The organism is Nannocystis pusilla (assembly GCF_020073745.1).
Taxonomy (GTDB): domain Bacteria; phylum Myxococcota_A; class Polyangia; order Nannocystales; family Nannocystaceae; genus Nannocystis; species Nannocystis radixulma.
This window is the reverse complement of sequence record NZ_JAIRAU010000057.1, coordinates 191562-207500: the sequence shown is the minus strand read 5'-3', so window position 1 is coordinate 207500 and position 15939 is coordinate 191562. Positions and strand designations below refer to the sequence as shown.

Genomic DNA, 15939 nt, shown 5'->3' with positions numbered 1-15939 from the left:
CTCGCGCACGGCGACTTCAGCCCCGGACACCTGACCCGCGACAACCTCGCGCTGCTCGGCGGCACCGCGCTGTTCGGCACGCTCGGTCAACTATGGATGACCCGCGCCTACGGCCTCGCGCCCGCCTCGAGCGTGGCCATGGTCGCGTACGCCGGGATCCCGCTCAGCCTCGGCGTCGACATCGTCTTCTGGGATGCGCATGCGCCGGTCAGCGCGCTCGCCGGCGCCGCGCTCCTGATCGCGGCCGGCTTTCTCCTCACGCGCCGACCGGCCGCGGCAGCTCAGCCGGGCCAGCCGTAGAAGATCCCGACCATCTCGCGCCGCACGTCGTCGAGGCGCGCCAGGCTCTCGGGCGCCTTGGGGTCGACATCGGGCGGGAAGTACGCCGACGGGTCGAGCCGCGTGCGCATCATCTTCGTCTGCCAGATGTTCTCGTTCTGCAGCACGAGGTCCTCGCAGTGGTAGTCGGCGATGATCTTCGGGTCGATGAAGTCCTGGATCGACCGCAGCGTGTGGTCCATGTAGACCCGCCGACCTTCGGCGTCGCGCGTGAAGCCGCGGACCACGTAGTCGATGATGACGACGTCGTTCTCGAAGCTGTCGAACATGAAGTTCAGCGCCCGCAGCGGCACGATCGTCCCGCAGGTCGCGATGTCGATGTCGACGCGGAAGCTGCAGATGCCCTTGGGGTCGTACCAGTCCGGGTACGTGTGCGCGCACAAGTGACTCTTGGTGAGGTGCGCGCCGATGCTCGTGTGGCCCATCACTTCGTCGGCCACCTTCTTTTGCCCGAGATCGCTCATCAACACCAACGAGCTCGCGCCCTGCGGCTCGTAGTCCTGGGCGGAGACCGACAGGACCTCGGCGTCGATGATGTGCGCGATCTCGCGCAGCATGTCGGTGATGCGCTCGGCGCTGAACTTCTCGTCGATATAGCGGACGTAGGCGTGCCGCTCCTCGTCGGTGCGAGCGACGAAGAAGTCGTAGAGGTTGAAGCTGACCACCTTGGTCAGGTTGTTGAAACCCTGCAGGCGGACGCGTTCGCGCGGGACGAACATTGGCCGGACGATGGCCGGGGTCGGCGGTCGAGTCAAGCCTCGGCGCCCGGCGCGACGGCCGACACCCGCGGAAGGACTGGCCTTTTTTGCGCTTGCGCCTGCCTAGGGCCGTCCAGGACACTCCCTGCCTATGCTTGGGTTGTCCTCGGCCGCAGCTTTTGCGTTCGCTCTCGCAAATCCCGACCGCATCCCGAACGACGACGCCATCGCCATGTCGCCGACGGTCGGCTGGGTCATGCTGGCGTGCGCTGTTTTTGCATGCCTGATCTTCCTGCTCCAAAGCGAGCGCTGGCGCCGGTGGTGGCTGACGAACGAGGACCCGCGGCCGGTGGCGATGTTCCGCATCGTCTTCGCCTTCCTCTGCATCTGCAATATCAACGACCTGTGGGAGTACTTCACCTTCCTCTTCTCGGACGAAGGCATCTTCCTCAGTGACGCGGCCCGCCAGCTGGTCGCGCCGGGGCAGTTCAAGGGCTTCGGCGACGGCATCGGCGACGACCCCTACGGCTTCTTCGACTTCCCGGCCGCCCTCGAATTCTTCAAGGGCCACAAGTACTCGCTGCTGTACTTCTGGGACACGCCCACGGCCATGTGGGTGCAGCTCATCGGCTTCTACACGGTCACCGCCCTCTTCATGTTCGGGTGGAAGACGCGGGTGATGGGCGTCCTGAGCTTCCTGATGATGAACAGCTTCTTCCTCCGGAACCACCTGTTCTGGGAGGGCACGGAGCTGGTCTACCGGGTGTTCTTCTTCTACTTGCTGCTGGCCAAGAGCGGCCACGCGTACAGCATCGACAACTGGCTGCGCACCCGCAAGCTGCGCAAGCAAGGCCTGCTGTCCGAGCGCCACGGCCCCGGCGGCGGCGCCGGCGTGGCCCCCAGCCCCGAGCATCCACGCGGCCTGCAGGCGATCTACCGCCTGATCCCCGCGTGGCCGCGCAACCTGATGATGCTCAACCTCGGGGTGCTGTACTGCTTCACCGGCGTGGTCAAGAACGGGCACGTGTGGGCCAAGGGCGACGCCCTCTACTACGCCCTCAACATGGACCACTTCTACCGGTTCTACCCGCAGGAAGTGTCGTCGATCCTGGGCCTCAACATGTTCCGCCTGGCCACGTGGATCACCCACTGGTTCGAGGCCTTGTTCCCGCTGATGGTGCTCGGCACCATCGTCCGCTGGGGCATCCGCGAGAAGCTGCCGCGGCTGGAGGGCTGGCGCCTGTGGGCCGTGCGCGCCTGCTGGGTCGCGTTCGGGCTCGGCTGCCTGGCGGTCGTGCTCATCACCCTGCCGGTGCACCACGTCGAGCTGCCGAGGAGCTGGTGGACCACCCAGCGCGTGCAGATCTTCACCGCGGTCGGCTGGATCGCGCTGATGGCGGCCGTGGGCGGGCTGTTCTGGTGGCTGGGCCGGCGCCCGCCGACGCTGAAGATCCGCGGCAAGCGCTACCTGCTCGACCTCGACTGGTTCTGCCGGTGGTTCCTCGGCCGGCGGGTGTGGCTCACCTGCGGCCTGGTGTTCCACGGCAACCTCCAGCTCCTCATGAACATCGGCATGTTCCCGCCGATCATGATGTCGACGTACCTGTTCTTCCTGCAGGGCGACGAGCCGGGGCGGATCCTCCGCTTCTTCGGGCGTGGGCTCGCGCGGGCCTTCCCGTGGCTACCGCTCCCCGCCGACGTGCGGCGCGGCGAGCCGCCGCTGCCGGCCGAGGACCGCACCCTGCCGCATCACCGCCGCGACGGCCGCCGCCTGCCGCCGACCGTGCTCTACGGCATGCTCGTCGCGGCCATCGTCGGCGTGGTCCTGCACGCCAGCCCGCTGGTGCCCTGGTTCAAGGTCAGCGTGCTCGGCCGCGAGGAGACGGCCGCAGGGGTGAATCAGGGCATCCACTTCGCGTGGACCCTGATCGCGATGATGTTCTTCCTGACGCTCTACACGTACGTCCAGGGTCATCGCGGCACGAAGCACTTCGTCGCCAAGCTGGTCGGCCTCGCGGTCGGGATCTTCGCCTACCTGTGGCTGATGAGCCTGACCGGCGAGACCACGCAGGAGAAGGACCAGCTCCTCTACTACAAGCTCGCGGCCACCGGCTCGATCTTGCTCGTGGTGTGCCTCAACCAGATCCCGGCGGTGCACCGGCACCTGGCGAAGATCGGCCTGACCTTCTCGCCGCCGGACCGGCCCAGGCGCGAGCCCGACATGCCGGCGATCGACCCGCAGACCGGGGGCACGATCGCTCCGTGGTCGTACGGACCGGGCGGCCGGCTCTTCATCGGCGCGCTCGTCCTCTATCACGTCGTCGCCATCGCCGTGTGGGAGCTGCCCGAGAAGGACTGCATCTCGACGTTCCGGATCAAGGCGCGCGAGCCGTTCTCGACCTGGGTGCTGGCGACGCAGACCGACCAGCAGTGGGGCATGTTCGCGCCCAACCCGCCGCGGCACAACGTGCTCATGCGCACCGTCGTGACCGACGAGACCGGCGAGCGCTGGGACCTGCGGACCGACACCTACGCGCTCGAGCGCAAGCCGATCCCGTGGGTCTGGAACGACCGCATGCGCAAGATGAACCGGCGCATCATCGGCGGCGAGTCGGGCAAGGGCGACTGGTACCAGCAGTGGTACGCGCGCTACGTCTGCCGCCAGTGGGCGCTGAGCCACCGCGGGGTGATGCCGCAGAAGGTCGAGCTCTACAAGGTCACGTACCGCATGCCGGCGCCGGAGATCGTGGCCAAGCAGGGCTGGTACGTGCCCGAGAAGCTGCTCTACGACACGGGCCGCGAGGAGCGGCAGCACACCACCAAGTGCGCCTCGTCGGACCACGGGCAGCTGCCCAACTTCATCCGCGAGCGCCACGGCCTGCCGCTGCTCGAGGAGGGCGTGTTCAAGCCGTGGATCCACAACAAGAAGAAGGCGTGGGACAGGCGCTACGACCCGCCGAAGACCACCACCGACGCGACCAAGACGAGCTCGACCACGTCGGCCGGCAAGCGCGCCGCGACGATCAAGCCCTCGCTGGCCAAGGGTGAGGGCGAGGCGGCCGTGCCGGAGGCTCCGGCCACGCCGCCGGAGACCCGGCCGCTGTCGAAGCCGGCCAACTGACACGGCACCTCACAGCAGAAGGCCCGGCGTCCTGCCGGGCCTTTTGTTTTAATCCCTGCACATGCTGCTCGGCCTCCTCGCGGACGAACGGATCCCAAACGCCGAAGCGCTGGCGCTGTCGCCGACCGTGGGTTGGTGGATGCTGCTCGGCTTCGTGTTCTTCGTCGCCGTCTGCATCTTCCACCGCGAGGCGTTTCGCCGGCTGTTCCTGCGCGCCGAGGACCCGCGGACGATGGCGCTCTTCCGCATCGTCTTCGGCCTCGTCACCCTCGCCAACATCAACGGCCTGTCGGACCTCTTCATCTACCTCTTCACCGACGAGGGGTTGTTCCTCACCGACGTCGCGCGCGAGGTGTTCGCCAGGGAGCAGTTCGCCGGCTTCGGCGACGGCATCGACCCCGAGCCGTACGGCTTCTTCGACTGGGGCGCCGTGGTCGAGTGGCTCAAGGGTCCGAAGTACTCGCCGCTGTTCTTCTGGGACTCGCCGGCGGCCTTCTGGGTCGTCCTCGGCGCGTTCGAGGTCGCCTGCGTGTGCCTGATCGTCGGCTTCCGGACGAACATCGCCAAGTGGGCCACGCTGCTGCTCTTCCACGCCATCATCCTGCGCAACCAGGTGTTCTGGGAGGGCACGGAGAACGTCTACCGCTGCTTCCTGCTCTACCTGTGCCTGTCGCGCTGCGGCGCCGCCTACAGCGTCGACAACTGGCTGCGCTGCCGTCGCCTGCGCGCGCAGGGGCGCCTCAGCACGCGCGACGGTCCCGGCGGCGGTGCCGGCGTCGCTGCGAGCGCCGAGCACCCGCAGGGCCTCGAGGCCGTCTACCGCCTGATCCCCGCCTGGCCGCGGATGATCATGATCCTCCAGCTCGCCGCCCTCTACTGCTCGACCGGCACCGTCAAAAACGGCGACATCTGGGCCAAGGGCGACGCTTTCTACTACGCGCTCAACCTCGACCACTTCTACCGCTTCGAGCCGCAGCAGCTCTCGGCCGTCTTCGGGACCAACCTCTTCCGCATCAACACGATCATCACCCACTACTGGGAGGCCTTCTTCCCGCTGGTGGTGCTCGGCCTGGTGGTCCGCTTCGTGCGCCGCGAGCAGCTGCCGCCGCTGCCGGACTGGCAGCGCTGGGCCGTGCGCGCCTGCTGGCTCGGCCTCGGGCTCGTCGGCCTGGTCGTCGTCTACATCACCCTGCCGTTCCACATCCCGGCCCTTCCGCGCCAGGGCATGGCGAGCCTGGCGACCTGGCAGCGGTGGTTGCCGCCGATCTGGCTGACCGGCATGGCCGTCGTCGGCGGCCTCTTCTGGTGGCTCGGCAACCGGCCGCCCACAGTCACCCTCGGCGGTCGGCGACACACCCTCGACCTCGACTGGTTCTGCACCTGGTTCCTCGGTCGGCGCCTGTGGCTCGGCCTCGGGCTCATCTTCCACGCCCACCTGATCGTGATGATGAACATCGGCTGGTTCACGCCGGCGACGATGGCCACCTACATCGCGTTCCTCAACGGCAGCGAGGTCGCCTTCCTGCTGCGGGCCATCGGCGAGCGGCTCGGGCGCCTCGGCCTACCTGTCCCGAAGGACATCACCCGCGGCGACGCGCCGCTGCCGGCCGAGGACGCGACCCTCCCGCACCTCCACCGCGACGCCGCCGCTCTGCCCGCGTGGGCGCTGGCGGGCGCGGTGGTGGTCGCCGTCGCCGGCGTCTACGTCGTCGCCGAGACCGACCTCGGCGTCCCGTGGGCGGCCACCGGCGCGGCGATCTTCGCCGGCCTCGCGGTCGTCGGCTTCACCGTCGCCCAGCGGAGCGGGGCCGAGCAGCTGTCGCGCATCGACCCGTACACCGGGCGGCCGCGGCGCCCGTGGGCCTACGGCTCGATGGGTCGCTTCCTCGCCGGCGCGTTCGTCGTCTACCACTGCACCGGCGTGGCGATCTGGCTGCTGCCCGAGAAGGACAGCCTCGGCGGCGAGAGCAAGACCGGCTGGCGGGTGCGCGCGCAGGATCCGTTCAAGTGGTGGATCCGCACCAGCCAGACCGCCCAGGGCTGGAAGATGTTCGCGCCCAACCCGCCGCGCAGCAACATCTTCATGCAGGTCATGGTCACCGACCACGACGGCACCGCCTACGACCTCAACACCGACGTCTACCACCCCGACAACAAGCCGATCCCGTGGCTCGGCTACACCCGCCAGCGCAAGATCAACCGCCGGATCATCGGCGGCGAGGGCGGCAAGGGCGAGTGGTATCAGAAGTGGCACGCCCGGTGGGTCTGCCGCGACTGGGCCCTCAAGCACGGCGGCCAGGCGCCGAAGAAGGTCGAGCTCTTCAAGCTCTCCTACGTCATCCCCACCCCCGAGGAAGTGGCCAAAAAAGGCCCCTACAAGCCCGAGGAGCGCCTCGCCTCCAACCGCTTCCGCAAGCTCGTCTACACCGGCGAGTGCACCGACATCAACGCCCAGCTGCCCAACACCATCCGCGCCCGCCACGGCCTCCCGCTGCTGGCCCCCGGCGAGTTCCGCCCGTGGGTGAAGAACCACCTCAGCGCGTGGAACAAGAAGAAGCCCAAGTCGCCGCGGGTCCCGTGGATCGCCCTCGTCAGCGTCGTGGTCGTCGTGGCCGCCGGCCTGCGCTGGCGCGCGCTCGACCGCGACAACAAGCGCCGCGCCATGGCCGAGAGGACATGACGCTCCGAGCATGTCCTTCAGGGCATGCTCTCATGAGCATGCCCTGAAGGACATGCGGGCAGTCCCGAGCCCCGCCGAGCTACTCCTTCTTCGCCGCCTCGCGCGCGCGGGCCCGCCGCCAGCGCCACAGCTTCACCGCTGCGCTCGTGGTCGTCTCGCGCAGCGCCGAGCTCAGGCTCTTGCGCGAGCGGCCGTGCTCGTCGCGGGTGCTCTCCGCCAGCTTGGCGCCGAACCACAGCCCCGCGACGACCGCCACGATCAGGGCGAGGATGGTGATGATCAGGTTCAGCAGCTCGGTCATGGCGTGTGGCTCACAGGTGAGGCGCCCCGAGCAGCACCCGGAGCCAGTGCGGGTACAAAAGTAGCAGAGTCGTCATCGGCAGCCGCGGCGGCTGCGACGCAGGGGCCTCTGCCGGGCTCTCCGCGGCCGCGGGCGTGTTCGGGCAGGTGCAGCCCCAGCTCGCCGGCAGGCGCGGGCAGGCCGTCTCGGCGATCAGCCGGTGGCCCTCGGCGTTGGGGTGGATATGGTCGAAGCTCCGCAGCTCGGTGCGCAGGAACCAGCGCGGCACCTCGGCGGCCTCGGCCGCGTCGGCGGCGAGCGCCGCCTCGCGCGCCGCCTCGTCGAGCGCCGCGTGCTGGCGCTTCCACAGCCCGTCCTTCGTCAGCGCCGCGCGCATCGCCTCGACGTCGCGCAGCGGCGCCGCCTCGTTGCGCAGCGACGAGCGGTACAGGTCGACCGCCACCTCCGGCAGCTCGTCGGGTTGCCACGGCGCGTCGGCGCCCGCGGCTCGCTTGCCGGCGAAGTCGCCCAGCGCCTCGCGGGGAGCCAGCGAGCCCAGCACGAAATCGACCACCGTCCGCGTCGCCCGCAGGTAGCGCAGCCCCGCCGCGCCGGCCCAGCGCTTCGGGTCCGAGTCGTCGCCCCACGGCGTGAGGCTGAGGGCGACCACCTTGATCCCGCGCGCGTGGGCCAGCGTGAACATCTCGCGGATGTCGTGGTTCGTGCGCTCGGGCGTGCCCACGCTGTTGAGCCCGCCCTGGAACACCAGCCAGTACTCGAGCTCCGGGTCGCGCAGGTTGACGTAGGGGTTCTCGAGGAATTGCTGCTTGAACCGCTGCTTGAGCTGCAGCGCGCCGAAGCCGACCTTCGACAGGTTGCGGACCTCGACGTTCTGGCACATCGCCGCCAGCCGCTCCGCGTACGGCTGCTTCGGCCACGCGCCGATCGAGCCGGCCAGCACCACGACCTTGACGGGGCGGTCCTTCTGTTTGAACCGCCACGTCGGCGGCGGCTCGACCTCGGGGGCGGCCGCCACGGCCGGCTCGGGCTCCTGCGCGCGCGCCCCCGTCACCCACAACCAACTCGCCATCAACCCGACGACCACGCCACGCATGACTCACTCCACCACGACGAACGACGCCGTCGCCAGCTCGATGCCGTCGACCGAGACCACGCGCGCCTTCCAGCTGCCGATGTACTCGCGCCGCAGCACCAGGTACGCCCGCGTGCGGTAGGCGTGCAGCTCGGGGATCTGCACCGGGCGCCGGCGGAACAGCTCGCCGTCCTTCTCCCACAACACGTCGACGCTCTCCTCGACCCGACTGTGGACCACGCGGAAGCACACGTTGACCGCCCCGTGCTTGGCCAGCGAGAACTTCTCCGCCTCGCCGCTACAGCCCTCGCGCTCGTAGGCCTGCCCGACCCAGATCTTGTCGACGTGGATCCCCGAGGCCCCGATCGCGCCGACCGGCGGCTCGTCGTGGATGCCCACCGGCAAGCGCTCGAACACGCGAGCGATCGCCGGCGGCGTCCCCGGGGGCACCGTCCGCGGCCCGACGGCGCGCGGCTCGTCGGGCGCCTCCGGCTCCTCGTCGACGGTCGGCACGTGCGCCGCGGGCAGACGGATCTCCCGCGCGGCGGCGGGCGTCGGCGTCGGCTCGCGCCGCTCCACGCGCTCCACCTCATCCTCGGGCGCGCTGCGCTCGACGCGTGGCACCTCGACGTTGCAAGCCACGCACGCCAGCAGTGCCGCAGCGCCCTGCAGCCTGCAGCGACTCGCGCCCATCGGCGCGCCTTTGCCTGTTCGTCGCACGCTCGCGGCCTTCACGCGGCAGGGGGGTGCACCGCGCAGCGCATCCTAACCGGGTCGTTCGCGGGCTCACAACCCGCTCGTCCGCAAACGCGCCACCAACCCGCCCCGGGGGCGTCCTGTGCGCTTGCTCATCGCCACGTGGCGGTCTAAAGAGTCCGGCATGCTTCGTGCTCCTTTGAATTGCCTCGGCATCGTCGTCCTGGCCGGCCTCGTGGTCGGTTGCAACACGCCGCACCGCGTCGGCAAGGTGCCGAAAGAGAGCCCCGCTGCGCAGGCGAAGGAGCCTGCCCCGTCGCCGCGCCCGCTGCCGGCCGGCAGCGCCGAGGGGGTGCCCGAGAGCCTGCTGCACGAGTACGAGGCCCGTGAGCCCGCGTCCGCCGCCGAGATCGCGACCTGGCAGCTGCCCTTCCAGGCCAAGCGGATCGCCGTCGCCCTCCTGACCCTCGCCGCCAAGGACGACCTCGCCGGTCTGCCCGCCGTCTTCACCAAGCACGCGCGCTGGGGCATCCCCGACCGCCGCGAGTTCGACGCCCGCCCGATCTTCGCCGACGGCGGCCGCGAGTTCTTCGACACCTTCCGCGACGTCGCCAGCCGCTTCGCCCGCAAGGAGGCGTTCTTCTGCCCGCCCGTGGTCCCGCCCGCGGCGCAGATCTACGTCCGCAACGGCGCCGAGCCGATGTGGTGCGCCTACCTCAGCAAGGATGGCCTCGACGTCCTCGCGTTCAAGTTCGTCTACGAGAACGGCAGCGCGAAGATCGACTACATCGGCCTGCAGCCGACCCGCGCCACCGCCGGCATCGTCGCCCGCAAGGGCCCGATGCCGCCGCCGATGACCCCGCAGATCAAGCGCGGCACGGGGACCGTCGGCCCGTTCATGAGCGCCGGCGGCGAGACGGTCCCGCTGCAGATCGAGCGCCGCGACGGACCGCCCGGCGGCAACCCGCCGAACCCCGCCGGCGCGCTCGCCCCCGGCGCTCCCGCCGGCGCCCCGGGCACGTCCGCCGCCGGCTCGGCTGCTCCGGCGACGCCGCCCGCCCCCGCATCGGCGCCCGCCGCGGAGAGGAAGCGCGCCCCGGTACCGGCCACGCCGGCGCCCGCTCCTGGCCACTGACCCAAAGAGCATGTCTTTATAAGACATGCTCCATCGTCCCTGTCCGTAAGGGCATGTTCTCGAGGACATGTCCTTACGGACGACTCCGACCTACTGCTCCGGGAGCACGTCCGCAAGTTCATGCTCCCCGCGCCCGCAGCCTCTGCGGCGCGGTCATTCTTCGGACATGTCTGGAGCACCCTCTGCGAGCCAGGCCGCGATGTTGCGGTTGTCTTGCGGTCCGAGCTCGAGCTCCTCGCGCAGGACGATCCAGTCGGCGGCCCACCCCGCTTGCGGCTCGACGATCAGGTCGGGGTCGAGGTCGGCCACCCCGCGGAAATTGAGGCGGCACGTCTTCAGCTCGTGGGGTCGCTCGGGGTGCCACAGCGGGATCCCGTACTTGCGGCAGATCCGCGGCCTGTGGGCGTAGAGCAGGCAGATCTCGCCGTCCCCGAGCGCCGGGCAGGCCGCGCCGGGCGCGTACGCGTGGGCGCGGGCGACGATCGCCGCGCGCGTCGCCGGGTCCGCCGCGGCCAGGCCTTCGCGCAGCAGCGCCCCTTCGATCTCAGACACCGTGAAGCTCTGGCGGCAGCACTCGCCGCAGCCCGGTCGGCACTGGATGTGTTCGCTATAGCGAGCGACCACCGGCGCGACGTCCCCATCGACGATCCGCAGGTGCACCCGCAAGCGCTGCAGCTCGCGGGTCACGGCGACGAGCGCCCGTCCTTTTGTTCGACCAGCGAGCGGTACGGCGACCACACGTGTCGCTCGAGGAACCGCCGCGCCGAGAGTTCGCCGCGATCGACCGCCGCCGCGTCCGCGGCCTGGCGCTGGATCGTCGCCTCGAGCGCGCGCACCCGCATCTGCCCCGCGGCGCCGTCCTGGGGGTGCAGCGCCGCGAACAGCCCCGGCGACCCGCGGCCTTGCTCGATCCACGTCGCGTGCCATTCGGCCAGCTGCGCCTGCAGCTCGGGCAGCTTGACGCGGACCGCCCAGCCGTCCCTGCCGACCTGCAGCTCCGTGAACGTCATCAGTCCGCCGCGACCGCGGGCGCGCAGCAGCGAGTCGATGTCCGCGAACATCACCTCGATGTAGCCGTCGTCGTCGGAGCGGGCCGTCATCACCGGCAGGGCCGCTCCGTTCGCCTCGCGCACCGAGATCGTCAGCGGCCCGCGGTAACGGCGGACGGTGCAGCCGGCCGCGCGCGCCGGGCCGATCTCGAGCGCGCTCTCGCCGGCGTTGCGCAGCGGCCAGCGCCGGCACAGGTAGGCCTGCGACACCACCAGCGCCACGCTCGCCAGCCGCACCGTCGTGCGTTCGACCATCCCGAACACCCGCAGTCGTCGCCTGGCGAGGGCCTCCCGGGCGGCGCGGTCGCGCATCACGGCGCACGAGCCCGCCATCTCTTCGCCGGTCGTCAGCGCCGCCGCCACCTCCGCGCGGCAACTTTCAGGGACCCGCGCCACCACGGCGGCCGTCGTCTGCGGATCGAGTTCGCTGCGCCCCGGCTCGCGGGAGGTGCCGCCGACGCTTGCGCAGCCGGCGACCAGCAGCAGCGAGACCGCAGCGCGCCGCGCCGGAGCACCGATCCTCTTCCCGCGCGGCACCGCGGGGCAGCTTACCACGCCTGGCGCGCTCGCCGACTTGAGCCGGGGGGCGCGCTGGGGCACTCTCCCGGGCCATGTCCCTCGCACCCCGTCCTCTCCGCCTGAGCGCGGCCCTCGTCCTCGCGCTCGCCGCCGTCGCCGTCCCCGGGTGCCTCAAGGTGCCGGCCGGCGACCTCGACGCACCTGGCGGCCAGGAGGGCAACCCGGCCGAGGCCAGGGCCGTCGTCGACCGCTACGTCGCCGCGCTCGGCGGCGAAGAGGCGCTGCGCAAGATCGCCCAGCGCACCGTCGAGGCGCGCATGACCTTCCTGCCGGAGACCGGCTGCACCGAGAAGGACGAGAACTGCCGCACCACCGAGACCGTCGGCACCTTCACCTTGCAGTCGACGGCCGACCAGCGGCTCTACCGCCGCACCGTCATCGACAAGCAGATCGAAGAAGAGGGCTACGACGGCAAGACCGGCTGGCAGTTCCGCCGCGGCTTCCTCGTGCTCGAGGACGAGGACGAGTCGGTGATCACGCGCGAGGACGCCGCGCTGCACTGGTACTTCGACCTCGACAAGCGGGGGATCCAGCTCTCGCTCGAGAAGCCGCGCGACAAGGACTTCGAAGGCAACGCGCGCATCCTCGACGGCGTGCGCTGGTCGAGCAAGGGCGACCTCGTCCCGCCGAAGACGCAGTGGTACGACCGCAAGACCGGCCTGCTCGCCGAGGAGCTGCTCGAGGACGACAAGGCCGAGCCGCCGATCAGCCAGCACATCCTCTACGACGACTACCGTCCGGTCGACGGCGTCCTCGTCCCGCACAAGATCCGCCTCATCAACAAGTTCGGCGACCGCACGCAAGAGGTCGTGTTCCTCACCCAGCGGGTCGACCACGCCCCGATCAAGCCCGAGGTGTTTGGGATCCCCAAGGTCCCGCCGCCGGAGAAGGCCAAGGACGAGCGGCTCGTCGCGCTCGCCAAGGCGCGCGAGGTCGCCGCCGCCGAGCCCAAGAACGTCGAGGCGCAGGTCGCCCTCACCCGCGCGCTGTGGGCCGCCGCGCACTTCGACGAGGCCGCCGACGCCGCCCAGGTCGCGCTCAAGCTCGACCCCAAGGAGAGCGAGGCGCTGTGGATCCTCGCCCGCGCGCGCGTGCTGCAGGGCCGCTTCAAGGAGGCGCTGCCGCTCCTCGACCGCGCGGGCAAGGCCGGCGTGCGCGAGGTCCTCGTGTACGCCCAGCGGGCCTGGATCGCCAGCCACCAGCGCGACTTCCCGGCCGTCGCCGCGGCCCTCGACCACCTCGGCGACGCCAACGCCCAGCTCGCCGGTCGCTACCGCAACTTCGCCGGCAAGCCGCTGCAGGTCAGCTTCAAGGGCAACAGCTGCACCGCCGAGCTGCCGATGACCACCGAGGGCACCGTCACCTTCGTCGACGTGCAGATCGGCGACGAGAAGGTGCGCGCGCTGGTCGACACCGGCGCGGCCGACGTCATCCTCGACGGCGAGGTCGCGGCCAAGCTCAAGGTCCCGATCCGCTCGAAGTCGCGGCTCGGCGAGGGCCAGGCCGAGATCGGCCACGGCCAGCTCGACGCGATCACCGCCGGCGCCGCCACGATCTCCGGCATCCCCGTCGACGTGTTCCCGCACGAGGTCCTCGAGCAGATGACCGGAGGCGTCGGCGCCGCCCCGCAGGCGGTCCTCGGCGCGCGCGTGCTCGAGCTGTTCCAGGTCAACTTCGACTTCCCCGCGAACAAGCTCGTGCTCGTCAACCCGACCGCCAAGTGCAAGTCGGCCCTGGCCACCTACCGCACCGGCGGCGGCACCCCGTTCTACCTCCACGAGACCCACTTCCTCTACGCCATGGGCGCGATGAACGGCACCGAGGGCCTGTTCCTCCTCAACACCGGCATGCAGGGCGTCGCCATCACCGCCACCACCAAGGCGTTCGCCCGCGCCGGCATCGGCGCCCCGCCGCTGCGCCGCAACGAGGCCGCCCTCGTCGACATCGCCGAGTTCACCCTCGGCAACGCCTTCAAGGCCCTCGGCCTCCGCGGCGCCTACGGCTACTTCGAGCAGGGCGAGAGCAGCGACCAGTTCCGCATCGACGGCATGCTCGGCCTCGACTTCGTCGGCCGCGGCCGCCTCACCATCGACTACCCCGAGCGCAAGCTCTACTTCGCCCCCGCCCCCGCCGAGGCCCCCGCCAAGGCCCCCGCCCCCGCCAAGTAACTCTGCGCGCGCCTGAGCGGGCGGCCCACACCTGCCCGTTCAGGCATGTCCTCAAGCACATGCTCTTTCAAACATAACTGAAAGAGCAGCCGTCCTCGAAGCACCACTCATGTCCGAAGCACCACCTGACGATCGCGTCGGCTACCTCGCGGCCTGGGGCCTGCTGGGCGACGAGTGGGTCGAGCGGCCGTACGTCGAGGTAGACGGGCGCGGCGTCATCGTCCGCACCTGCGCCGGTCGCCCGGTCGACGCGCCCGGCGTCGTGCACGACCTCGGTCGTCGGCTCCTCTACCCCGGCCTCGTCAACGCCCACAGCCACGCCTTCCAGCGGGCGATCCGCGGCGGCACCCACCGGCGCGGCGACGGCGATCCTTCGAGCTTTTGGAGCTGGCGCGAGGCCATGTACCGCGTCGCCGGCGGCCTCGGGCCCGACGAGGTCTACGCCGTCACGCGCCGCTGCTACGCCGAGATGCTGCGCGCCGGCATCACCTGCGTCGGCGAGTTCCACTACCTGCACCACGCGCCCGACGGCACGCCCTACGCCGACCCGAACGAGCTGTCGCGCCAGGTCTTGCGCGCCGCCGCGGAGGTCGGGATCCGCGTCGTGCTGCTCGAGGTCTACTACGCCCGCGCCGGCGCCGGTCGCCCGCCGCTGCCCGAGCAGCGGCGCTTCTGCGACGGCTCCGTCGAGCGTTACCTCGCCCGCGTCGACGCCTTGCGCGCCGAGGGTCATGCCGTCGGCCTCGCTCCGCACAGCGTCCGCGCCGTCCCGCTCGCCGCGCTCGGCGAGCTCGCCGACTACGCCCGCAAGCACGGCCTCGCGCTCCACGCCCACGTCTCCGAGCAGGCGCGCGAGAACGAGGAGTGCCTCGCCGAACACGGCCGCACCCCGACCGAGGTGTTCGCCGACGCCGGCTGCCTCGCCCGCGGCGGCAGCTTCACCGCCGTTCACGCCATCCACCTCACGGAACGCGACCACGCCCTGCTCGCCGGTCACAACGTCTGCGCCTGCCCGACCACCGAGGCCGACCTCGGCGACGGCATCATCCCGGCCCCGCGGCACCGCCAGCACGGCACCAGCCTCGCCCTCGGCAGCGACAGCAACGCCGTGATCGATCTCGTCCAGGAGGCCCGCTTGCTCGAGATGCACGAGCGTCTGCGCGCGCAGGCGCGCCTGTGCCTCGCCGGCCCTGCTCCCGTCGCGCGCACGCTCCTCGACATCGCCACCGTCGGGGGCGCCCGCGCCCTCGGCCGTCCCGAGCTCGGCCGTCTCGTGCCCGGCAGCCCCTTCGACGCCTGCGCGGCCGACCTCGACCACCCTCACCTCGCCGATCTTCCGGACGGCCAGGCGCACGACGCCCTGTGGCTGTCGGGGACCGCCGCCGCGATCGATCGCGTGTTCGTCGGCGGTGTACGACGGCGCTAGACCCTCCCATCGGCCGGTGCTACGCCCGCACCGTGCGCCCTCTCCTCGCCTTCGTCCTCGCGTGCGGCGCGTGCACGAACGCGACCGAGAAGTCACGCGCCGCGTGGGACAAGGCCGTCAGCAATCGCGGCGGCGCGAGCAAGGGGGCGGGGGGGTCCGGCGGAGGTCGCGGCGGGGCCACGGGTAGCGGGCTGCGTGACACCTGGCAGGGGCTCGCGCAGTTCACCACCGATGCCAGCGAGATCCTCGCCGGCGGCTCCACCACCATCTCCGTGCCGCGCCTCGCCGAGCGCCTCTGCGCCGAGGAGCCCGAGGCGCTCGCGCAGGACCCCAAGGCCGAGGCCGTCAGCTGCGCGCCCAAGACCCCGCTGGCCCTGCTCGGCCGCGAATTGGAGCTCGAGCTCGGCAGCGACAGCACCATCGGCCTGTTTGCCCGCGAGGTTTCGGACCAGGACAGCGGCGAACTGGTCCGTCAGACCCTGCAACGCCTGCGCGGCGTGTGTCGCGAGCCCTGGATCGCCGAGAGCCGCGCAGACAACGCTCTGAAGGAGTTCTACCGCTGTCCGACCGCCACCGGCGCGACGCTCATGGTCGGCCGCTTCCCGAGCAACCTCGCCGCGGGGCAGTGGCACTTCTCGCTGGCTGTACTCGGCCCGGGCTAATATTCTCCCGCCG

At 70.9% G+C, this 15939-nt stretch carries 13 protein-coding genes (1 of these 13 cut by a window edge); 7 read left to right on the top strand and 6 right to left on the bottom strand.

Translation table 11 applies throughout. From position 1 onward, the window contains the following. On the top strand, positions 1–300 hold the end of the coding sequence (locus K7C98_RS40550; protein WP_224197302.1) for a DMT family transporter. 621 nt of this gene lie to the left of the window's left edge; the window shows 300 of its 921 coding nt (coding positions 622–921); its start codon lies beyond the left edge, outside the window; the stop codon is at positions 298–300. On the opposite strand, the gene speD is transcribed toward K7C98_RS40550, so the two are convergent. Further along, entirely contained in the window at positions 282–1058 is a 777-nt protein-coding gene (speD, locus tag K7C98_RS40545) for an adenosylmethionine decarboxylase (protein WP_224197301.1), read from the bottom strand. The two genes, K7C98_RS40550 and speD, sit on opposite strands and share 19 nt — an antisense overlap. 211 nt (positions 1059–1269) lie before the next feature. On the opposite strand from speD, the gene K7C98_RS40540 reads away from it, so the two are divergent. Both K7C98_RS40540 and K7C98_RS40535 read left to right on the top strand, forming a co-directional pair. Next, positions 1270–4158 carry a hypothetical protein gene (locus K7C98_RS40540; protein ID WP_224197300.1) on the top strand — a complete coding sequence of 963 codons (2889 nt, stop codon included), beginning with the start codon at positions 1270–1272 and terminating at the stop codon, positions 4156–4158. Between the two features lie 61 nt (positions 4159–4219). Next, a complete protein-coding gene (locus tag K7C98_RS40535) occupies positions 4220–6838 on the top strand; it encodes a hypothetical protein (protein WP_224197299.1) in 2619 nt (872 codons plus the stop codon). A 79-nt stretch (positions 6839–6917) separates the two neighbouring features. Here the strand turns inward: K7C98_RS40535 and K7C98_RS40530 are convergent, their stop codons facing one another. The 3 genes from K7C98_RS40530 to K7C98_RS40520 are packed head-to-tail and all read right to left on the bottom strand — an operon-like array spanning position 6918 to position 8904. Continuing rightward, entirely contained in the window at positions 6918–7139 is a 222-nt protein-coding gene (locus K7C98_RS40530; RefSeq protein ID WP_224197298.1) for a hypothetical protein, read from the bottom strand. A gap of 10 nt (positions 7140–7149) precedes the next feature. Further along, the gene (locus K7C98_RS40525) at positions 7150–8232 is read right to left on the bottom strand and encodes an SGNH/GDSL hydrolase family protein (RefSeq protein WP_224197297.1); all 1083 of its coding nucleotides are present in this window, start codon (positions 8230–8232) and stop codon (positions 7150–7152) included. A gap of 3 nt (positions 8233–8235) precedes the next feature. Beyond that, a complete protein-coding gene (locus tag K7C98_RS40520; protein ID WP_224197296.1) occupies positions 8236–8904 on the bottom strand; it encodes a DUF2914 domain-containing protein in 669 nt (222 codons plus the stop codon). A gap of 187 nt (positions 8905–9091) precedes the next feature. On the opposite strand from K7C98_RS40520, the gene K7C98_RS44310 reads away from it, so the two are divergent. Beyond that, on the top strand, positions 9092–10042 hold the full coding sequence (locus K7C98_RS44310) for a hypothetical protein (RefSeq protein ID WP_263430255.1): 951 nt from the start codon (positions 9092–9094) through the stop codon (positions 10040–10042). A gap of 153 nt (positions 10043–10195) precedes the next feature. On the opposite strand, the gene K7C98_RS40510 is transcribed toward K7C98_RS44310, so the two are convergent. Continuing rightward, a complete protein-coding gene (locus K7C98_RS40510; RefSeq protein WP_224197295.1) occupies positions 10196–10729 on the bottom strand; it encodes a YkgJ family cysteine cluster protein in 534 nt (177 codons plus the stop codon). Beyond that, positions 10726–11628 carry a hypothetical protein gene (locus K7C98_RS45325; RefSeq protein ID WP_224197294.1) on the bottom strand — a complete coding sequence of 301 codons (903 nt, stop codon included), beginning with the start codon at positions 11626–11628 and terminating at the stop codon, positions 10726–10728. Before K7C98_RS45325 ends, K7C98_RS40510 begins: the two co-directional genes overlap by 4 nt. A gap of 74 nt (positions 11629–11702) precedes the next feature. Between K7C98_RS45325 and K7C98_RS40500 the strand changes: the two genes are divergently transcribed. From K7C98_RS40500 to K7C98_RS40490, 3 genes are all read left to right on the top strand, one after another. After that, the gene (locus K7C98_RS40500) at positions 11703–13838 is read left to right on the top strand and encodes a pepsin/retropepsin-like aspartic protease family protein (protein WP_224197293.1); all 2136 of its coding nucleotides are present in this window, start codon (positions 11703–11705) and stop codon (positions 13836–13838) included. Positions 13839–13947: 109 nt separating this feature from the next. Next, on the top strand, positions 13948–15264 hold the full coding sequence (locus tag K7C98_RS40495) for a formimidoylglutamate deiminase (protein ID WP_224197292.1): 1317 nt from the start codon (positions 13948–13950) through the stop codon (positions 15262–15264). Between the two features lie 32 nt (positions 15265–15296). Continuing rightward, positions 15297–15926: a hypothetical protein gene (locus tag K7C98_RS40490; protein ID WP_224197291.1), complete on the top strand. Its 630-nt coding sequence runs from the start codon at positions 15297–15299 to the stop codon at positions 15924–15926. The last annotated feature ends 13 nt before the right edge of the window (positions 15927–15939 follow it).